This window comes from Nocardia sp. NPDC127606, from assembly GCF_042671725.1.
Taxonomy (GTDB): Bacteria; Actinomycetota; Actinomycetes; order Mycobacteriales; family Mycobacteriaceae; genus Nocardia.
On record NZ_JBHXWQ010000002.1, the window covers coordinates 37,262 to 53,186 of the forward strand.

Genomic DNA, 15,925 nt, shown 5'->3' on the forward strand with positions numbered 1-15,925 from the left:
CTAGGTGGGCTCGCGGCACAGCCGCGTTCGCAGCCGTTCCTCGGTGATGGCGTCACCGGCATCGAGCGCGTCGAGCAGCTCGTGTGCGTGCGCGATCAGTCCGGCGCGGTCGACGTCGTGCTGCTGGGCATTCGCCGGGTAGGACCCGAGTCGCTCGCTCGCGCGGCGCAGCAGAGTACCCGCGCCTTTGGCGTTGCCACGCTGGATGTGGGTGAGGCCGACGGCGTATTGGGCCAGCCCCTGCCAGAGCATCCGCTCGGCAACCGGCCCGTTCTTCCATGCCGCCTCCAATACCTCGTGGGCATTGAATGCCAATCCGTCGTCCAGCAGTTGCTGAGCGAAGGTGAGAGTTTGCTGGGGCCCGAGCTCGAGGTCGTCGGGAATTCGGGCGACTCCGGCACTGCCGGGGGGCAGCGGTCGGCCGAGTCGATCGCGGGGGCGGTCGTTACGGGCACGACCTGCGGTGTCACGGTCACGGGAGATCATTCCCCCATGATCCACGCCTGTCCTCGATGGTGCTCATGTGACTGCTGAGGTACTCGAGAAATTGACGTATCACGGACTAATCACATGGAAGTAAATGGGGATGTGTCAACCAGATCGGGAATGGGTAAGGGGCCTGGCAATGCCCCCGCAAACGTGAAGCTTCGCAAGGTTGGCAAAACGATATGGGAAAGCAAATTCTCTTCCGCAACATTGCGGAAGACCTGCTAGTGTTTCTTCCGCGGGGGCAGCCCCCGGAGGCGGAAACGCCTCGATGCGCTGGTTCGTGCCGGTCGGTTGCGCGCGCCGTGTGGCAGTGCCTTGTGTGCCACGAAGTAACTCATCGGTCGCGCCGGATTTCGGAATGTTGCAACGATTCCAGGAGTTATCCCCTCTTCTCGATGAACCAAAGGAGCAAGTGCCGTGGAAGTTGATGTGACCGACGCTGTGTGGCGGAAGAGCACCTACAGCGGACCCGATGGGAACTGCGTCGAAGTAGCCTTTCTCGCCGGCGGCGATATCGCCGTTCGCGACACCAAGGATCGCGGCCGCGGACCCGTGCTGGCCTTCGGTCCAGGGCAGTGGCGAGCCTTTCTCGCCGATGTCACCGCGGGAGAGTTCGCGCGCGGCTGACCGCGAGATGCATCTCGAATGGGCAATACCGGCCCCGAGTCGAGCGGACTCGGGGCCTTCTCAGTGACTTCGGTGGGGTGGCCTATCGTGGCCGGATGACCACGATGGCCGCGCGTGACGCGACGATGTACTGGCTGTCGCGGCGCACCGCCAACGACGTGTTCCTGCTCTACACTTTCGCCGAAACCGATTCCGCCACCGACGAACTCCGCGCTTTCATCGCCGCGCGCGCCGCGCGCATTCCGGATCTGCGGATCCGGTTACAGGAGATACCGGGCGATCTCGGCTACCCGCGCTGGGTTCCGGCCGAATTCACGTTCCAGCAATTCCTGCACCACCGACCGGACGGCCTGTCGTGGCAGGCGCTGCTCGCGGATCTGGGCGAACTCCTGGGAACCGGTGTCGTCGCGACCGAATGTCCCTGGCGCGTCCATGTTTTCCGTTCGGTCCACTCCGCGCCACGTTCGGCGGAGCCCGTTGTGGTGGCGGTGCTGCAACTTTCGCACGCACTGGCCGACGGCACCCGTGCCGCCGGCATCGCGCGCGCTCTCTTCGGGACGGCTGTGGATGAAGCTGTTGTCCACAGCACACCCGGTGCGCCTGTGGACAACTCGGTAGATCACCCGGTCGGACCTGGTAAAACTCCTACACAGCCTGTGGATTCCTGTGGACAACCCTGTGGATGGATTGCTCGGCGAGCAGATCCGAGAGTGCTTGGGGTGCTGCGTTTTCCCGGGCAGCTCGCGGCAACGGTGTGGCGCGGGCGGGCCGCGTACCTGGCGCAGCGGGAATTGGCGGACCGGACGGCCGCCGGTGAGGTCCCCGCGGCCGCGACCGGTTTCGCGCCCTGTGTGCTGAATCCGACAGCCTCGGTCGGCGACCACACGGTGAGAATGCTTGTCGTCGACGCGGGCGACCTCCGCATTCCGGGCAAAACCGTCACTGTTATTGCGCTGACGGCGATTTCGCGCGCCCTGGCCGACTACCTCACGGAACGGGGTGAGCAACCGGAGCGGCTGGGGACCGCGCTGCCGATGGCACTTCCGGCGCCGAGCGCGGCCCGCAACAACTACCGCGGACTGTCCATCGACCTGCACATCGACGAACCCGACCTGCGGGTGCGCGCGAATCTCATCGCCGATGAACTCGCCGCCCGCCGCGAACGAGCACTGAATCCGCTGCTCTCCGCACAGGATCGAGTCGGTGACGTGGTCCCCGCGGTCTTGGCGGTGCGCGATGTCGAACGGGCCGAACTGGACAACGTCCCCGCGGCGCTCGACGGCAATACCGTCGTGTCCAGTGTCTATCGAGGACCGGCCGATCTTGCCTTCGCAGGCGCCCCGGTCCTGTTCACCGGGGGTTTTCCGGCCCTCGGCACCGTTATGCACCTGACTCACGGTGTCCACGGGATCGGCGAAACGATCACGCTGTCGGTGCATTCCGATTCGCGAGTGATGCCCGATCCGGACCGCTACCTGGAATTGCTCGCCATCGCGCTCGATACGGTCGTCGCCGCGCACCGCTGATCCGCAGGGCCGGGCTTGTTTTCACCGAAGTCGACCGGGGCCGACGCTGTTTCCCGCGCGATTCAGCTCCGCGCCCACCGCGAGCAGCGCCGAGTGCAAGGCTGTCGCCGGATCGGTTCCCGCGGCTTCGCCCTCGATCACGCCGTCGATCCGGAACGGGCAGAAGTATCCGGTTCCGCTGCGTCCCTGGTGTGGTCGCCCGATCTCGATGAGCGGGCCGGTCCGATGCGCCGCGGCGATCGCCGTCGCGAGGGCCGCGTCGGCAGCCCGCGGATCACGTCGACGAGCGCCGGGTAGTGCGGGCGTCGATTGCGCGTGTACGCGCTCGTACCACGCGATCACCTCGAAAGACGCTGCTCGCGTGCCGGTTTCGTAGTGTCCCAGCGCCGCCCTGCTGTACGGAACGCGCGCGGCCAACGCCGCCAGCGACAATCCCGACTCTTCCCGCAATCGCCGCAACCGAGCTCCGACGACGCCGTTCCCCTGCTCGCCCCGACTGGACATGGACTCATCGTAGAGAACTGTAGACGTTTGTAGACGCTTTTTGCTGTCCAAAAGGTCTTGACGGCGACCATACTTTCTCGTGGCGGCTCAGCGACCACCATACCGCGCCACTCGTGCAAGCACTGACTCGTTCGGAGGGGAACCGATGGAGATCTTTCTGTGGATTGCCGTGGGGCTGTTCGTGTTCGGGGCGCTGAGCCGCTACCTACTACTCACGCCGCCCGCCGAACGCGGGCGTCCGAGTGTCGCCGAGATCAGGCGGCGGCTTCAGGCCGAGCGCGAGGGGCCCGGCCACGACTCGACGTTGCCGTCGGTGCGCAGCATTTCCGCCAGCAGCTTCTCGGCGTCGGATTTCTCCCGCGCCAGGACGCTCCAGCCGCGCACCAGACCGTCGGGGCCCGATTTCGTCGTCCACGAGCCGACGGCATGAGCACCCTGGGGATGCAGCGAGTAGTAGATGGTGCCGACCGGGAACGCGATATCCATGCCGCGCATCCAGCCGGTGAGCGCCTCGCCCTCCCACACCCGCATCTCGCCACGTACCTGGGCGACCGGATCGGCCTCGGGCGCAGGCGGTTCGGCGGCCGAGTCGAGCATCAGATGGTCGCCCTCGTGCCGGATGGTCACCGCCGCTACCTCGACCTCGTCCGCGTGGTTCGCCGGTTTCTGCCAGGCTGCCCACCAGTCACCTGCCAGGTCGACGCGGTTGTCCACGATGCCGGCCAGCTCCGCCAGCGAGACCTGCAACGCGTCGGCCAAGCGGACCGCGACCGGCAGCGTCGGCGACTGCTCTTCGGACTCGTACCTGGTGATCTGGCGCGAGCTCACCCCGATCGCGGTGGCCAGCGCGGGCTGCGAGAGCCCGAGCAGCCTGCGCCGCTCCTGGATCACCTTCCCCGTCCCGGTGTTCATACAGTCATCGCCTCCATTGCCTGCCCCTCCCGTCACACCCTGCTGGACACTTCCGCACCAGACCGGCCGACCTCGCGCGCCGCCACCCTCCTCCACGAAGACCACTGGCGCGCCGCACATGCCGACTGTCTGGCCGATTCTTCCATTTCTTCGCTCCAGCAGGCCCGTTTCGTGCTGACTCAGCACAACGGATGCGGCCCGCGCTGCCTACAGCACTTGGCGGCGACGGCCTACAGCACCGGATTGATCGACGACATCTGACCCTACGGCGCGACCTCGAACGTCGTCACGCGTTCGGTTACCACCGGATCCGGACCCGACACGTTGACGAACTGATTGCGAGACGGCGAAGGTGCTGCGATCGCCGTTACCGTCGAGGTATGAGTGCGGACCCCTTGGCGGAAGGCGACGGCGCCACCATCCTCGAACGCCCAGGTCTGCGTCAGCGATGGTGGCGCTTGCGCAGGCCGTTCGTCCTGCCGTCACAGCGGGCCACCGCCGACAACATCGTCGCCGCACCCACCCCGCTGCAACCGATCGACCTGGCCGACGACGCCGAGGTGTCGCAGGTACTCGACCTGGCCGTGCGAGTGGGTGAGGTCGTGCTCTCCGCGGGTACCGGTGTCGGTGACACGTCCGCGCAGGTCCGCTTCATCGCCTCGACCTACGGTCTGAACAGCTGCGATATCGATGTCACCTTCGACGCGATCCGTATCTGGGCCGACCGTGGACCCAGCCTGCCGCCGGCCAGTGATATGCGTGTCGTGAAGTACCGCTCGCTCGACTTCACGCGGTTGGCCGCGGTCGACCGGCTGACGCGCCGCATCCGCAGCCAGATCGTCCCCGTCGACCAGGCACACGCCGCCCTCGACGAACTGATCTCGTCGCGCCACCCCTATCCGCGCTGGGTGTCGACGGCGGGCTGGTCGCTGCTGGCGGCGGCGATCGCGGTGCTGCTCGGTGGTGGGTTCGTTCTCGCGGCGATCAGTTTCGTGACCACCGCGGTGATCGACGTGGTGAACCGGTTCCTGCATCAGCTCGGTTTGCCGATGTTCTTCCAGCACATGATCGGGGGTGTCATCGCCACGATCCCGGCCATCGCGCTCTCCTCGATCAGCGACCACTGGCGCTCCGACGCGGCGCTGATCGTCGCGGCGGGCATCACGGTGCTGCTGTCCGGTCAGCAGTTGGTGGGTTCGGTGCAGGATGCCATCACCGGCGCGCCGATCACCGCCGCGGCCCGCATGCTCGAAGTGGTGATGATGACCGGCGGCATCGTCGCCGGCATCGGTCTGGCGCTGCGGATTTCGTCGATGATGGGGATCGCGGTGCCGGAGATCGCGGCCAGCGCGGGCCGCGACACCGAGTATCTGGCGATCAAGCTGGTGGCCGGTGCGGTCGCGGCGATCGCCTTCGCGATGGCCTGTTACGCGGAGCGCCGCGCGCTGTTCGCGGCCGGGCTCAGCGGTGCGGGCGGCACCATGGCCTTCCTCGGCGCGCAGGACATCGGCTTCGGGCCGGTGGTGTCCGCCGGGCTCGCGGCCACCGTGATCGGTCTCGCCGGTGGTCTGATGGCGCGTCGCGCGCTCACCCCGCCCCTGGTCGTCGCGGCGGCCGGCATCACGCCGCTGCTGCCGGGTCTGAAGGTGTATCGCGGGCTGTATGCCCTGCTCGAGGACGAAACGCTGCTCGGGTTCGGGCAGATCCTCGGGGCGTTCGGTGTCGGCTGCGCGCTGGCCGCCGGCGTCATCCTGGGTGAATGGTTCGACCGCTTGCTGAGTCGTCGTGGTGCGCCGCGCGACTTCGATCCGTCGTTCACCAGCGACCGATGAAGTAGATCAGCGAGGTTCAGATCTGCACAAGCGTGCGTGGCCCGTCGGCCGCCGTGTCGGCGGGCGCCGGGTCCTGGACGCGCGGTTTGCCTGCCGCCCAGCGCATCTGGCTGCGGGCTGCGGGCGCCTCGGTGGCCGCGGGGATGACCAGCAGCGCGAGCGCGGCGCCGTTGCTGCCGACCACGTGCATGATGCGCGCGGCCTGTTCGTTGCGGGCTGTGCTGTCGTCGGATTCGCCGGTGGTCCAGTCGAATCCGAGCCGGGCCAGCTTGCCGATCCGCGGGCCGACCGCGGTCACCAACTGGTGCAACTCGGTCATCGGCTGGTCGGTTCGCGGCCACCAGGCGCCGTCGATCGGCCCGGTGGTGGCTGTGCGGTCACGCAGCATCAGCCGGATCGGCCCGGACGCGTCGCGCCCGATGCCCGTTTCAGGTGATGTATTCACTTCGTTCTGTACTTTCTGATTTCTATGCGGTCGACGCACATGGCATCGACCGGCGCGGTCCGAACTCGGACCGGCGCGAAGGCTGGGTACCCACTGCGCAGCGTCATCATGCTTCGCACTGTGTCGGCACGCACATCTGTGGTGGGGCGGCGACGACGGTATATGGGTGTGGTGGGGGTTTCCCGCACCATCGGGGCTCACTCTACGGAAGCCCACTGACAGATCCACCGATTAAACGAACAGGGCCCCGACCGGCGAACCGATCAGGGCCCTGCTGTTGCGGAGGATAGGGGATTTGAACCCCTGAGGGCGTTAACCCAACCCGCGTTCCAGGCGAGCGCCATAGGCCACTAGGCGAATCCTCCGTGGAGCAGCATAGCGGGTAGCAGGGGGTCGATGCCAAACCGGGCCCCCGCGACCGGTTCTGACCTGCTACTTCTTCAGAGCGGCCAGTACCTTGCGGACCTGGGTCTCGGCGGCGGTGCGCATCGCCGCCTTGTCGACGGTGCGCATCGTCGACACCTCGATCTCCACCTTCACCGAGATGTTGCTGTCGTGCGCGGCCACCACGACCGAATAGTCGCTCGGGATGGAGCCGTAGGTGTGCTGCTCGCTGGCGTAATACGCCTCCGTGCCGAGGCCGCTCACCGGGCCGTGGTCGTAGTCCTTGCCGGTGGTCTTGGTGTCGTAGCCCTTCCAGCGTGAGTAGTCGGACTCGGTCTCGCTCTCGGTCTTGAACTCGACCTCGAGTCCCAGGGCCGCGTCGTTGGCGTTGCGGCCCGACTCCTGGTTCTTGGCATCGCAGTCGTAGGAGCCGCCGCCGATGTACTCCGACGGGCCGCGCTCGGTGTGGGTGGTGGTCTCGCGCGTGGACGACCACTGGTTCAGCACGGTGAGATCGACCAGGTCGCAGGCGTTCTTGCCGTCTTTGTAGACGTAGCTGCCTGCCCACTTGTCCGGATCGGGTCCGAAGGGGTTGTCGTCGTCGACCTTGTTGGCCGTGAACGCGATCAGCCCGATCACGAGAACGCCCACCGCCACGATGGCGCCGCCCACGATCCACCACACCGCCTTGTTGCCCGACGAGGGCGGCCGCGGCGGTGCGCCCCACTGTGGCTGCGGCGCTCGATAGGCGCCCGCTTGGGGATGCGCGTACTGCGGCTGCTGGAACGGTTGTGGATTCGCGCCGCTCTGATAGGGCCCGGGCGGTGCGGTGTAGGGCTGGGGGTTCGCGCCGCTCTGGTAGGGCCCGGGCGGCGCGGTGTACGGGCCGGGCGCGCCGATATTGCCGCGCAGCACCGTCGGGTCGGCTTGGGAGGGGTTCTGACCTGCGCCTTCGCCTGGTCGTTCCCACCATGCGACGGTGGGGTCGGACGGCGGCACACCGTCGCCGGGTGGTTGTTGATTCGGGCCGGTCACGATCGGGCCCCCTCTCCAGTCATGGGGAACGCCGAACCCCCCTGCCGATATCGGATAGATCGTAGCCAGCGTCACCGTCGGTGCGGCGGTTATACGGCTGCGTACACTCGGGTATCGACTGGTCGGATGTGGTCGTTCGTCGAGGGATATGAGGTGGAACACGTCGTGGGTACCGCGCGAACTCCCCGGGCCAGATGGGTCGAGGAAGGTCTGGCCGTCCTGGCGTCCTCCGGCGTCGACGCCGTGCGGGTCGAGGCGCTGGCCAAGCGGATCGGTGTGACCAAGGGCGGGTTCTACGGCTACTTCGCCGACCGCGACGCACTGCTCACCGCGATGCTCGACGTGTGGGAGAGCGAAGCCACCGACCAGGTGCTCGAGCGCGTCGAAACCCTCGACCCGAAGACCAAGGCGCGCGTGGCCGGCCTGCTCACCTTCTCCAGCAATCGCCTGCTCCCGATCGACCTCGCGATCCGTGACTGGGCTCGCCGCGACGACGACGTCGCCGCCCGCCTTCGCCGCGTCGACAACACGCGAATGGCGTTGCTGCGCGAGACAATCGGCGTGTTCTGCGAAGATCCCGACGAGGTCGAAGCCAGGAGTCTGCTCGCCTTCTGCGCCACCATCGGCAGCCACTTCCTGGCCGCCGATCATCCGGGGCGCACCCGCGTCGAGGTACTCACGCGCGCCGCCGACCTGCTGTTCGAAGACCGGAATCGCTAGTACCGCGAACAACCGCTACACTGGCCGACGGATCCCGCGCGGCGAGCATCCTGTGAACTCCCCCAGGGCCGGAAGGCAGCAAGGGTCAACGGGCTCTGCCGGGTGCGCGGGGTCCCCTTTAATTTCAGGGGTCCCCGCTTCGACCGCTCGGCCTACGCACCTTCGCAGCGTGCGAGCCTGATCCCAGCGCCGATACCCCGCCGATTCCGAGCAACCGCCGGGTAACGTTGCGCCTGTCAGCACGCACAGCGTGCAACCCCCTTGCTGCTTCGAAAGGCTGCCCAGGATGCCCCGGCAAACGCAGATCGGTTTGATGAGCCACGAGGAACTCGTGTCCGAGCACGAGTCCCAGACCGCGAATTACGCGACGCTCAAAACTGAGAAGCTCACGCTGGATCTCACCCGAGGTAAGCCGTCGCCGGAGCAACTCGATCTGTCCTCGTCGCTGCTCTCCCTGCCGGGCGACGGCGACTTCCGCGACAGCTCGGGCACCGACTGCCGCAACTACGGCGGCCTCACCGGTCTGCCGGAACTGCGCGCGATCTTCGGCGAGCTGCTCGGTATCCCCGTCGAGCGACTGCTGGCGGGCAACAACGCCAGCCTCGAGATCATGCACGACATCATCGTGTTCTCGATGCTCTACGGCACCCCCGACTCCCCGCGCCGCTGGGTCGACGACGAGCCGATCAAGTGGCTGTGTCCGGCCCCCGGCTACGACCGTCACTTCGCCATCACCGAGGCGCTCGGCATCGAGATGATCACCATCCCGATGCGCCACGACGGCCCCGACGTCCACGCCATCGCGACGCTGCTGGCGAACGACCCGCAGATCAAGGGCCTGTGGGCGGTGCCGAACTACGCCAACCCCACCGGTGTCGTCTACTCGGAAGAGATTGTCCGCGAACTGGTTTCGCTGCCCGCCGCGGCACCGGACTTCCGTCTGTTCTGGGACAACGCCTACGCGGTGCACCCGCTCACCGATACCGCGGCGCCGGTCGTCGACGTACTCGGCCTGGCCGAGGCGGCGGGCAACCCGAACCGTCCACTGGTGTTCGCGTCGACCTCCAAGATCACCTTTGCCGGTGCGGGCGTGAGCTTCTTCGGAGCGTCGCAGGCCAACATCGACTGGTACCTGTCGCACGCCTCGAAGAAGAGCATCGGCCCCGACAAGCTCAACCAGCTGCGGCACCTGCGCTTCTTCACCGATGCCGAGGGTGTGCGCGAGCACATGCAGAAGCATCGGGCGCTGCTCGAACCCAAGTTCGCGCTCGTGCGCCGCATCCTGGAAGACCGCCTCGGCGCGTCGAAGGTGGCCTCGTGGACCGAGCCCAAGGGCGGCTACTTCATCAGCCTCGATGTGCTCGACGGCACCGCGGCCCGGGTGATCGCGCTGGCCAAGGAGGCGGGCATCGCGCTCACCGCCGCGGGCTCTGCCTTCCCGTACAGCAAGGATCCCGAGGACAAGAACATCCGCATCGCCCCCAGCTTCCCGCGGCTGCCGGAACTGGAGAAGGCGATGGACGGACTCGCGACCTGCGTGCTGTTGGCCGCCACGGAGAAGCTGCTCTGAGATCGGCAGTGCCGGCGGGGCCCCGCGAGGCCCCGCCGACACTCAGCTCGGTTTGGTCACCAGCGTGCCGAACAGGGTGACCGAGATATGGATGTCACCGCGGTCCGCGCCTGCCTGGAGGTCGGCGAGGAGCTGATCGCGATCGGTCGCGGTGATCGCCCCGCGCAGGGCGGCCAGGTCCGCGATCCGGCGCACCAGCGCTCCGGCGCCGACCGTTCGGTCCTGCACCAGCGCGTGTGAGCCGATCTCGTCGACCACCAGGCCGGTGCCGCTGAGCAGCCCGGCGAGGCGACGGCCCGAGAGCGGATTGGTGGTCGAGGAGATCAGGGTGTCGATCACCGCGCTCACCACCCGCGGGTTGCCGGGATGGACGATCGCGGTCGCCCAGTCGCAGTCCACCACCACCGCGCGCCCACCGGGCCGCAGCACCCTGGCGATCTCGGCCGCCGCCCGCGCGGGCGCGGTGAGGTGCTGGAACACCCGTTCACACAGCACCGCGTCGAAGGTATCGGCGCCGAACGGCAAGCCGTAGGCATCGCCGGAGACGAAGCTCGCGCTCGATCCGGACTCGACCGCGCGGCGCTGCGCCGAGGCGAGCAGATGCGGATCCGGCTCGACGCCGATCGCGGTGCCGTGGGGCCCGACTTCCTCGGCGAAGGTGAACACCTCCGATCCGGTGCCCGACCCGACATCGAGGGCACTCTCGCCGGGCCGCAGCGCCAGCGCGTTGTGACTCCAGGCGCCGAGTGCCCGCATACCGGGTTGGGTGACTTCCAGATCATGGGCGTCGATCAGCTGATCCCGGGCCGCTTGATCGAAGCGGGCCGGGCGTGGGGTGTAGTCGGTCATTCGCACCGCCAGAGTGGGAGCAGTCCTCGTGAGCATGGACTCAGAGGCTACTGGTGAAATGTGTCACGATGAATGTATGACTCGCACGCTGTGCCTCGCGCAGGAATCCGAGGCCGACGAACTGCTCAGCACCGACGATTTCGCGTTGCTGCTGGGGATGTTGCTCGACCAGCAGTACCCGATGGAGCACGCGTTTCGTGGGCCGCGCAAACTCGCCGAGCGCATGGGCGGATTCGATCTGCGCCGTATCGCCGAAGCGGATCCGGCCGAATTCGAGGAACTCGCGGCCACCCCACCGGCGATTCACCGTTATGGGCGGTCGATGGCGCGGCGGGCCCAAGCGCTCGCCCAGTACGTGATCGAGCATTACGACGGCGTACCTGCGCAGATCTGGACCGCGGGCGACCCCGACGGCGCCGAGGTGCTGCGCCGGTTGCAGGATCTGCCGGGGTTCGGGGCGCAGAAGGCGAAGATCTTTCTCGCATTGCTCGGAAAACAACGTGGCGTGCAGCCCGACGGCTGGCGAAAAGCGGCCGGATCCTATGGCGATGACGGGTCGCGACGCTCGGTCGCCGATGTCGTCGATGCCGAGACATTGTCGGAAGTAAGAGAATTCAAGAAGCAGGCCAAGGCGGCGGCCAAAGCCTCCAAATGAATTCCTAGTTAAGATCTAGCTGCTTTTTTCCCTCGTCACGAGGGTGGATCTGCTCGAAGCTTGCATCTCGAACAGCTCCACAACAGATGAGGGATTGGCAGTTTTATGAAGATGAGGAAGTTCGCCGTTGTCGCGGCGCTCCTGACCGTGGCTACGGGCATCACGGCAGGCACCGTGAACGCCGCGCCGGCCGAGGAAGCCGCCCCGATCAACTACACCGCCGAGGTCGTCGACGACTCGAAGGCTGTCATCACCACTGATGCCGGCTCGCTGGTCGAAGAGGACGGCGTCTTCAAGATCAAGGCCGCCAACGGCGCCACCGTCGCGGGCACCGCCCTGAGCTTCCGCCTCGACGAGTTCGAGCTGCCGATCGCGGCCGAGATCTCGGGCAACACCGCGACCCTGACCCCGCAGTTGGATCCGGCCAAGGCTGTCTACAAGCCGGTCGCGCTGCCCTACGAGGACAAGGCGCCGTGGAAGACCGAGTACGAGCGTGAGCAGGCGGCCTGGAGCCGTCTGACCTCCACCATCTCGCTGGGCGCCGCTATCGGCACCCTGGCCGGTGGCCTCGGTGGCGCCGCGATCGGTTGCGTCGCGGGTGCGGCGGGCGGCCTGGTCGCCGGTGGCGTGCTCGGCGCGATCTTCGGCGCCCTCCCCGGCGGCATCGGCGGCTGCGTCGTCGGCGCCACCACGATCGGCGCCCTCGGCGTCATCCTGGGTCAGATCTTCGTCACCGCCCCGGTGGCGATCGGTGCTGCGATCCAGTACTTCTCCACGATCTCCGCGCCCTTCAACGCGCCGGCCAAGTAAGTCCGACAAGATCGTCGAAACCCCCTGCGGCAACTCGGTTTCCGCAGGGGGTTTCCCCCGTTTGCACCCATTGCGCCTGTCGTGTGCCCCGCTGACCTGCGGCGATGATGTGCCTCAGCGCACAATTCGCCGGTTTGGCTTGGATGGGTCGGGATTAGGTGTTAACTTGATTGTTATGTCCAGCAACCATCTCACCGCCCAGCGGGTCACCTACGTGACCGCCGCTCTGGGCTTGCGGTTGCCGTTGACGCGCGAACTGTGTCGTTCCTGCTTCTGCAGCTGAGCCCTTCAGGTTCGCGAGCTGCCACGCCCCACGTGTAGGCAATCCCGTTGGGATAACGGGATTTTTGGCAAGGAACTTCATATGTCTGCTCCCATCATCGATCGCCCCGTCTCCCGGACGGGCGCCGGTCGCCCTCGTGTTTCCCGCCCCGTTGTGCCGCCGGAGCTGCGGCGTAGCGACAACCCCGCCGCCGCGGTGCTGCGAACCGCCGCCTCCGGTCCGGTCTCGCGCGACAACGCCGCACGGGCAACGGGTTTGAGTATCGCCACGGTGAATCGTCAAGTGGCATCGCTGCTTTCGGCGGGTCTGCTGCGTGAGCGACCCGATCTGACCGCCGCGGGCGCAGTCGGCAGGCCGCGGGTGCCGTTCGAGATCGATCACGACGCGTACCTGACGCTGGGCATCCATATCGGTGCCGAGGCAACGAAAATCGTCGCCGCCGATCTGCGCGGACGCATTCTCGGTGGTCTCGCCATCGCCACCCCGCAGACGGGGCAGGAATTCGCGGTCACCACCGTCGCCCGCAGCGCCAAGGCGTTCCTGCAGCGGTGGCATCGGCGGACGCCGCTGTGGGCCGGTGTGGCCATCGGTGGGCGGGTGGATCCGCAGAGCGGTGTGGTCGACCATCCGAAGCTGGAATGGAAGGGCGCGCCGATTGGGCAGGTACTCGGCGATGTGCTCGAGCTGCCGGTTTCGGTCGCACCGCACGTCGAGGCGATGGCCGCCTCGGAGCTGCTGCTGCCCACCTTCGACGCGCGCAGGCCCGAGCCCGATACCGAACTTCCCGCTGCCCAGCACGGCAGCAGCCTCTACTTCTACGTCCGTGAGACCGCGGGCATCGCCGTCACTCTCGACGGCCGGGTACACACCCCGAGCAACGGGCCCGGGTCGATCGCGCATCTGCCGACGGGCTCCGATGTGCAGTGCACGTGCGGCCGGCGTGGATGCTTGGAAGTGACCGTCGGTGATCGGGCCCTGCAGGCTCGGGCTGTCGGTCGCGGAATCATTCCGGCGCACAACGGGACTGCCGGGACCACGATCAATGATCTGTATCGGGCGGCCGAGTCCGGGTCCGAGTCGGCGCGGGAACTGCTCGCCGAGCGGGCGACGATGCTCGGACAGACTGTCGCGCTGGTTCGGGACATGCTCAACCCGGATCGAGTTGTGCTGGGCGGTCAGGCTTTCACGGGGTACCGGCCCGCGCTGGGGCATGTGGCTCGGTCGTTTTCGCAGAGTACGCAGTTGGCCGCCACCGATATCCGGATCAGTGGATTCGGGGGGAAGGTCCAGGAATTCGCGGCGGTGGTTACTTCGTTGAGTGCGCTGTACGCGGACCCGCTGGCGGCTATCCGCCGGGTGTGAGAGCCGAGAAAGGCCCTGCCGCTCTTGATGAGTGGCAGGGCCTTTTCGTGTGCCCAGGTCGCTCAGCGCGGGTTGAAGGCTCCCTCCAGGGCCGTGATGAAGAACGGGAATTGGGCGGCGAACCGGTGGAGGTTGGGGTCCCGGTCGTAACCGGCGAACCAGTAGAGGCCGGGTTGTGAGTCGGCTGCGGGGTTCATGTCGCGGAAGGTGCGGATCCAGTTGTCTGCTCGGCCGCTGATCACCGTGTAAGGGAGGGCGCGGGAGAAGATCGTCTCCTGGTCGATGGGCGGGATTCGGTCGCGCACGACGGTGTCGAGGCCGCGGTGCATCGCGCGGATCCGCCCTGCGACGGTGTCGCCGAGGGGGGTTCGGGTGGGGAGGTAGTTGGGGAGCAGCACGGCGGCTCCGCCTGCCAGGGCGATGGCTACGCCGACCAGGGCGTGGCCCGCGGTCAGGGCCAGTGCGACCGTGATGATCAGGCCGAGGGCGATCAGGGCGGCGCCGATCCAGCGGGGGAGAGCGCGCTGTTTCGGGTCGGCGAAGGCGCCGGTGGCGACGGCGTCGTTGCGCATGGCGGCGCGGATCGGGTCCAGTTGCAGGCGGCCGGGGGCGCGCAGTTCGCGCACGGCGACGGTGTCGGTGCCTTCGGGGAGCAGCATGTCGTAGACGGTGCGCTCGTATTCGCGCAGCTGGTCGTCGGGGGCGTTGACGCGGCTGATGCGCCAGTCGTCTTCGCCACGCGCGTTCACGGGGGTGATCCACAGGTAGCGCCGGACGGCGAGATCGACGACGGTGGCGGCGATGTCGACCGGATCGGCGTGTTCGTCGATGATCAGGCCCGCCTCGCCGGGGAGCACACCATCGGGGGAGGTGAACTCGACGCGGCCTGCCTGCTGGATCAGCGGATCGAAGGCGTCGCTGCCCGCCACGGCGGCGGCGGCCCGCTTCCGCGCCAGCAGCACGTAGGCGATCATGCCCGCCAAGGCGAGCAGGAAGGCGCCGAAGGCGGCGAACACCGGCGTGGTGAAGGCGAACGGGCCCGTACCTCCGCCGCGCACATCGGCATTCGCGGGCACGGTGCCGGGGGGCATCTGCAAGGTGAGGTCGATGGCATCGCCCTTGCGCAGGTCGGTCTGGTGCAGGTAGAGCACGCCGTCGGGTTCGGTGTGGACATCGGCGCACGGCTTGGCATTGCCGGCGGAGCCGAGTTTGCAGTCCACGATGCCCATTTGGAAGCTCGGGCTGATCACCGAGACGTCGAGCACGGCGATATCGGCGTTGAGCACGCCCAGCCAGTGGAACACCTGCGTGCCCGGCATGTCGGAGACGGTGTTGTGCACCGTATACGTGAACTTCGATTCGCCCGGCTTCGCCTCGACGACGAACTGGTCGTTGACGGTGGTGGCGGTGCCCGCACCGCTCGCGGTCACATCGGTGACCTTGAAGATTCGTTCGACGTCGTCACCGACCTTGAGGCGCAACGGCAGCGACATCGTGAAATTTCCGTCCGCGGGTACCGCGACAGTTTCGATGACTTCGAGCACACCGGTTTCGGTGAGGGTGAGGTCGGCGGTGATCGAAACACCGGAGGTCGAGGGCTCCGTATGGGCTACCGGCGCGGCCACGAGCAAACCCGCCGCAGCGAGCAGCAGCGCGCCTGCGGCGCCCCCCCGAAAAGTCAGCATGGGTGCTTACTCTAGACAGCTTGCTATTCTGCGTCAGCGGCTGTCGACGACTCATGAGACGAGGGGGGTACGGGGGAGTGACTCAACCACCGTACGGTTATGGGCCGAACGGCCCAGGTGGACGACCGGTTCCACCGCCCCCCGGCTATGGTCCGCCCCCGGGATACCGGCCACAACCGGGATATGGGCAGCCAGGTTATCCACAGCCGCAGGGTTATCCACAGGGTCATGGGCAGC

Annotated in this window: 15 protein-coding genes, 1 tRNA gene and 1 other RNA gene; 9 read left to right on the plus strand and 8 right to left on the minus strand. The window is 67.3% G+C overall.

Going from position 1 to position 15,925, the window contains the following annotated elements; genetic code table 11:
- Nucleotides 1-486: a DUF309 domain-containing protein gene (locus ACFVJ5_RS10950; protein ID WP_379219848.1), complete on the minus strand. Its 486-nt coding sequence runs from the start codon at nucleotides 484-486 to the stop codon at nucleotides 1-3.
- Between the two features lie 420 nt (nucleotides 487-906).
- Between ACFVJ5_RS10950 and ACFVJ5_RS10955 the strand changes: the two genes are divergently transcribed.
- Together ACFVJ5_RS10955 and ACFVJ5_RS10960 are read left to right on the plus strand one after the other, a co-directional pair.
- Entirely contained in the window at nucleotides 907-1,116 is a 210-nt protein-coding gene (locus ACFVJ5_RS10955; protein ID WP_378638552.1) for a DUF397 domain-containing protein, read from the plus strand.
- Between the two features lie 95 nt (nucleotides 1,117-1,211).
- Nucleotides 1,212-2,642: a hypothetical protein gene (locus ACFVJ5_RS10960; RefSeq protein WP_379219849.1), complete on the plus strand. Its 1,431-nt coding sequence runs from the start codon at nucleotides 1,212-1,214 to the stop codon at nucleotides 2,640-2,642.
- Nucleotides 2,643-2,663: 21 nt separating this feature from the next.
- Here the strand turns inward: ACFVJ5_RS10960 and ACFVJ5_RS10965 are convergent, their stop codons facing one another.
- Together ACFVJ5_RS10965 and ACFVJ5_RS10970 are read right to left on the minus strand one after the other, a co-directional pair.
- A complete protein-coding gene (locus ACFVJ5_RS10965) occupies nucleotides 2,664-3,146 on the minus strand; it encodes a helix-turn-helix domain-containing protein (protein WP_379219850.1) in 483 nt (160 codons plus the stop codon).
- Between the two features lie 267 nt (nucleotides 3,147-3,413).
- On the minus strand, nucleotides 3,414-4,058 hold the full coding sequence (locus ACFVJ5_RS10970) for a helix-turn-helix domain-containing protein (protein WP_378994432.1): 645 nt from the start codon (nucleotides 4,056-4,058) through the stop codon (nucleotides 3,414-3,416).
- A 380-nt stretch (nucleotides 4,059-4,438) separates the two neighbouring features.
- On the opposite strand from ACFVJ5_RS10970, the gene ACFVJ5_RS10975 reads away from it, so the two are divergent.
- The gene (locus ACFVJ5_RS10975; RefSeq protein ID WP_379219851.1) at nucleotides 4,439-5,890 is read left to right on the plus strand and encodes a threonine/serine exporter ThrE family protein; all 1,452 of its coding nucleotides are present in this window, start codon (nucleotides 4,439-4,441) and stop codon (nucleotides 5,888-5,890) included.
- Nucleotides 5,891-5,906: 16 nt separating this feature from the next.
- On the opposite strand, the gene ACFVJ5_RS10980 is transcribed toward ACFVJ5_RS10975, so the two are convergent.
- The 3 genes from ACFVJ5_RS10980 to ACFVJ5_RS10990 all read right to left on the minus strand — a co-directional run bounded on the left by ACFVJ5_RS10980 (nucleotide 5,907) and on the right by ACFVJ5_RS10990 (nucleotide 7,754).
- A complete protein-coding gene (locus ACFVJ5_RS10980) occupies nucleotides 5,907-6,335 on the minus strand; it encodes a DUF5994 family protein (protein ID WP_379219852.1) in 429 nt (142 codons plus the stop codon).
- Nucleotides 6,336-6,615: 280 nt separating this feature from the next.
- Nucleotides 6,616-6,700 (minus strand) — tRNA-Ser (locus ACFVJ5_RS10985).
- Nucleotides 6,701-6,767: 67 nt separating this feature from the next.
- Nucleotides 6,768-7,754 (minus strand): hypothetical protein, encoded by a 987-nt coding sequence (locus ACFVJ5_RS10990; protein WP_379219853.1) that lies wholly within the window; start codon nucleotides 7,752-7,754, stop codon nucleotides 6,768-6,770.
- 126 nt (nucleotides 7,755-7,880) lie between these two features.
- On the opposite strand from ACFVJ5_RS10990, the gene ACFVJ5_RS10995 reads away from it, so the two are divergent.
- The 3 genes from ACFVJ5_RS10995 to ACFVJ5_RS11005 all read left to right on the plus strand — a co-directional run bounded on the left by ACFVJ5_RS10995 (nucleotide 7,881) and on the right by ACFVJ5_RS11005 (nucleotide 10,044).
- Nucleotides 7,881-8,474, plus strand: coding sequence for a TetR/AcrR family transcriptional regulator (locus tag ACFVJ5_RS10995; protein WP_379219854.1), 594 nt, complete (start codon nucleotides 7,881-7,883; stop codon nucleotides 8,472-8,474).
- Between the two features lie 26 nt (nucleotides 8,475-8,500).
- An RNA gene (gene ffs / locus ACFVJ5_RS11000) (signal recognition particle sRNA small type) lies at nucleotides 8,501-8,595 on the plus strand.
- Nucleotides 8,596-8,760: 165 nt separating this feature from the next.
- Nucleotides 8,761-10,044 (plus strand): aminotransferase class I/II-fold pyridoxal phosphate-dependent enzyme, encoded by a 1,284-nt coding sequence (locus ACFVJ5_RS11005; protein ID WP_379219855.1) that lies wholly within the window; start codon nucleotides 8,761-8,763, stop codon nucleotides 10,042-10,044.
- Between the two features lie 42 nt (nucleotides 10,045-10,086).
- Here ACFVJ5_RS11005 and ACFVJ5_RS11010 read toward each other — a convergent pair whose 3' ends face one another.
- Complete coding sequence (locus ACFVJ5_RS11010; protein WP_379220603.1) at nucleotides 10,087-10,893, minus strand: methyltransferase domain-containing protein; 807 nt, start codon at nucleotides 10,891-10,893, stop codon at nucleotides 10,087-10,089.
- 76 nt (nucleotides 10,894-10,969) lie between these two features.
- Here ACFVJ5_RS11010 and ACFVJ5_RS11015 point away from each other — a divergent pair, with 76 nt between their 5' ends.
- The 3 genes from ACFVJ5_RS11015 (at nucleotide 10,970) to ACFVJ5_RS11025 (ending at nucleotide 14,003) form a co-directional block, all read left to right on the plus strand.
- On the plus strand, nucleotides 10,970-11,548 hold the full coding sequence (locus ACFVJ5_RS11015) for an HhH-GPD-type base excision DNA repair protein (protein ID WP_378660909.1): 579 nt from the start codon (nucleotides 10,970-10,972) through the stop codon (nucleotides 11,546-11,548).
- Nucleotides 11,549-11,653: 105 nt separating this feature from the next.
- Nucleotides 11,654-12,358 (plus strand): hypothetical protein, encoded by a 705-nt coding sequence (locus ACFVJ5_RS11020; RefSeq protein ID WP_379219856.1) that lies wholly within the window; start codon nucleotides 11,654-11,656, stop codon nucleotides 12,356-12,358.
- Between the two features lie 364 nt (nucleotides 12,359-12,722).
- The gene (locus ACFVJ5_RS11025; RefSeq protein ID WP_378994422.1) at nucleotides 12,723-14,003 is read left to right on the plus strand and encodes an ROK family protein; all 1,281 of its coding nucleotides are present in this window, start codon (nucleotides 12,723-12,725) and stop codon (nucleotides 14,001-14,003) included.
- A 62-nt stretch (nucleotides 14,004-14,065) separates the two neighbouring features.
- On the opposite strand, the gene ACFVJ5_RS11030 is transcribed toward ACFVJ5_RS11025, so the two are convergent.
- On the minus strand, nucleotides 14,066-15,688 hold the full coding sequence (locus ACFVJ5_RS11030; protein ID WP_379219857.1) for a DUF2207 family protein: 1,623 nt from the start codon (nucleotides 15,686-15,688) through the stop codon (nucleotides 14,066-14,068).
- Between the last annotated feature and the right edge of the window lie 237 nt (nucleotides 15,689-15,925).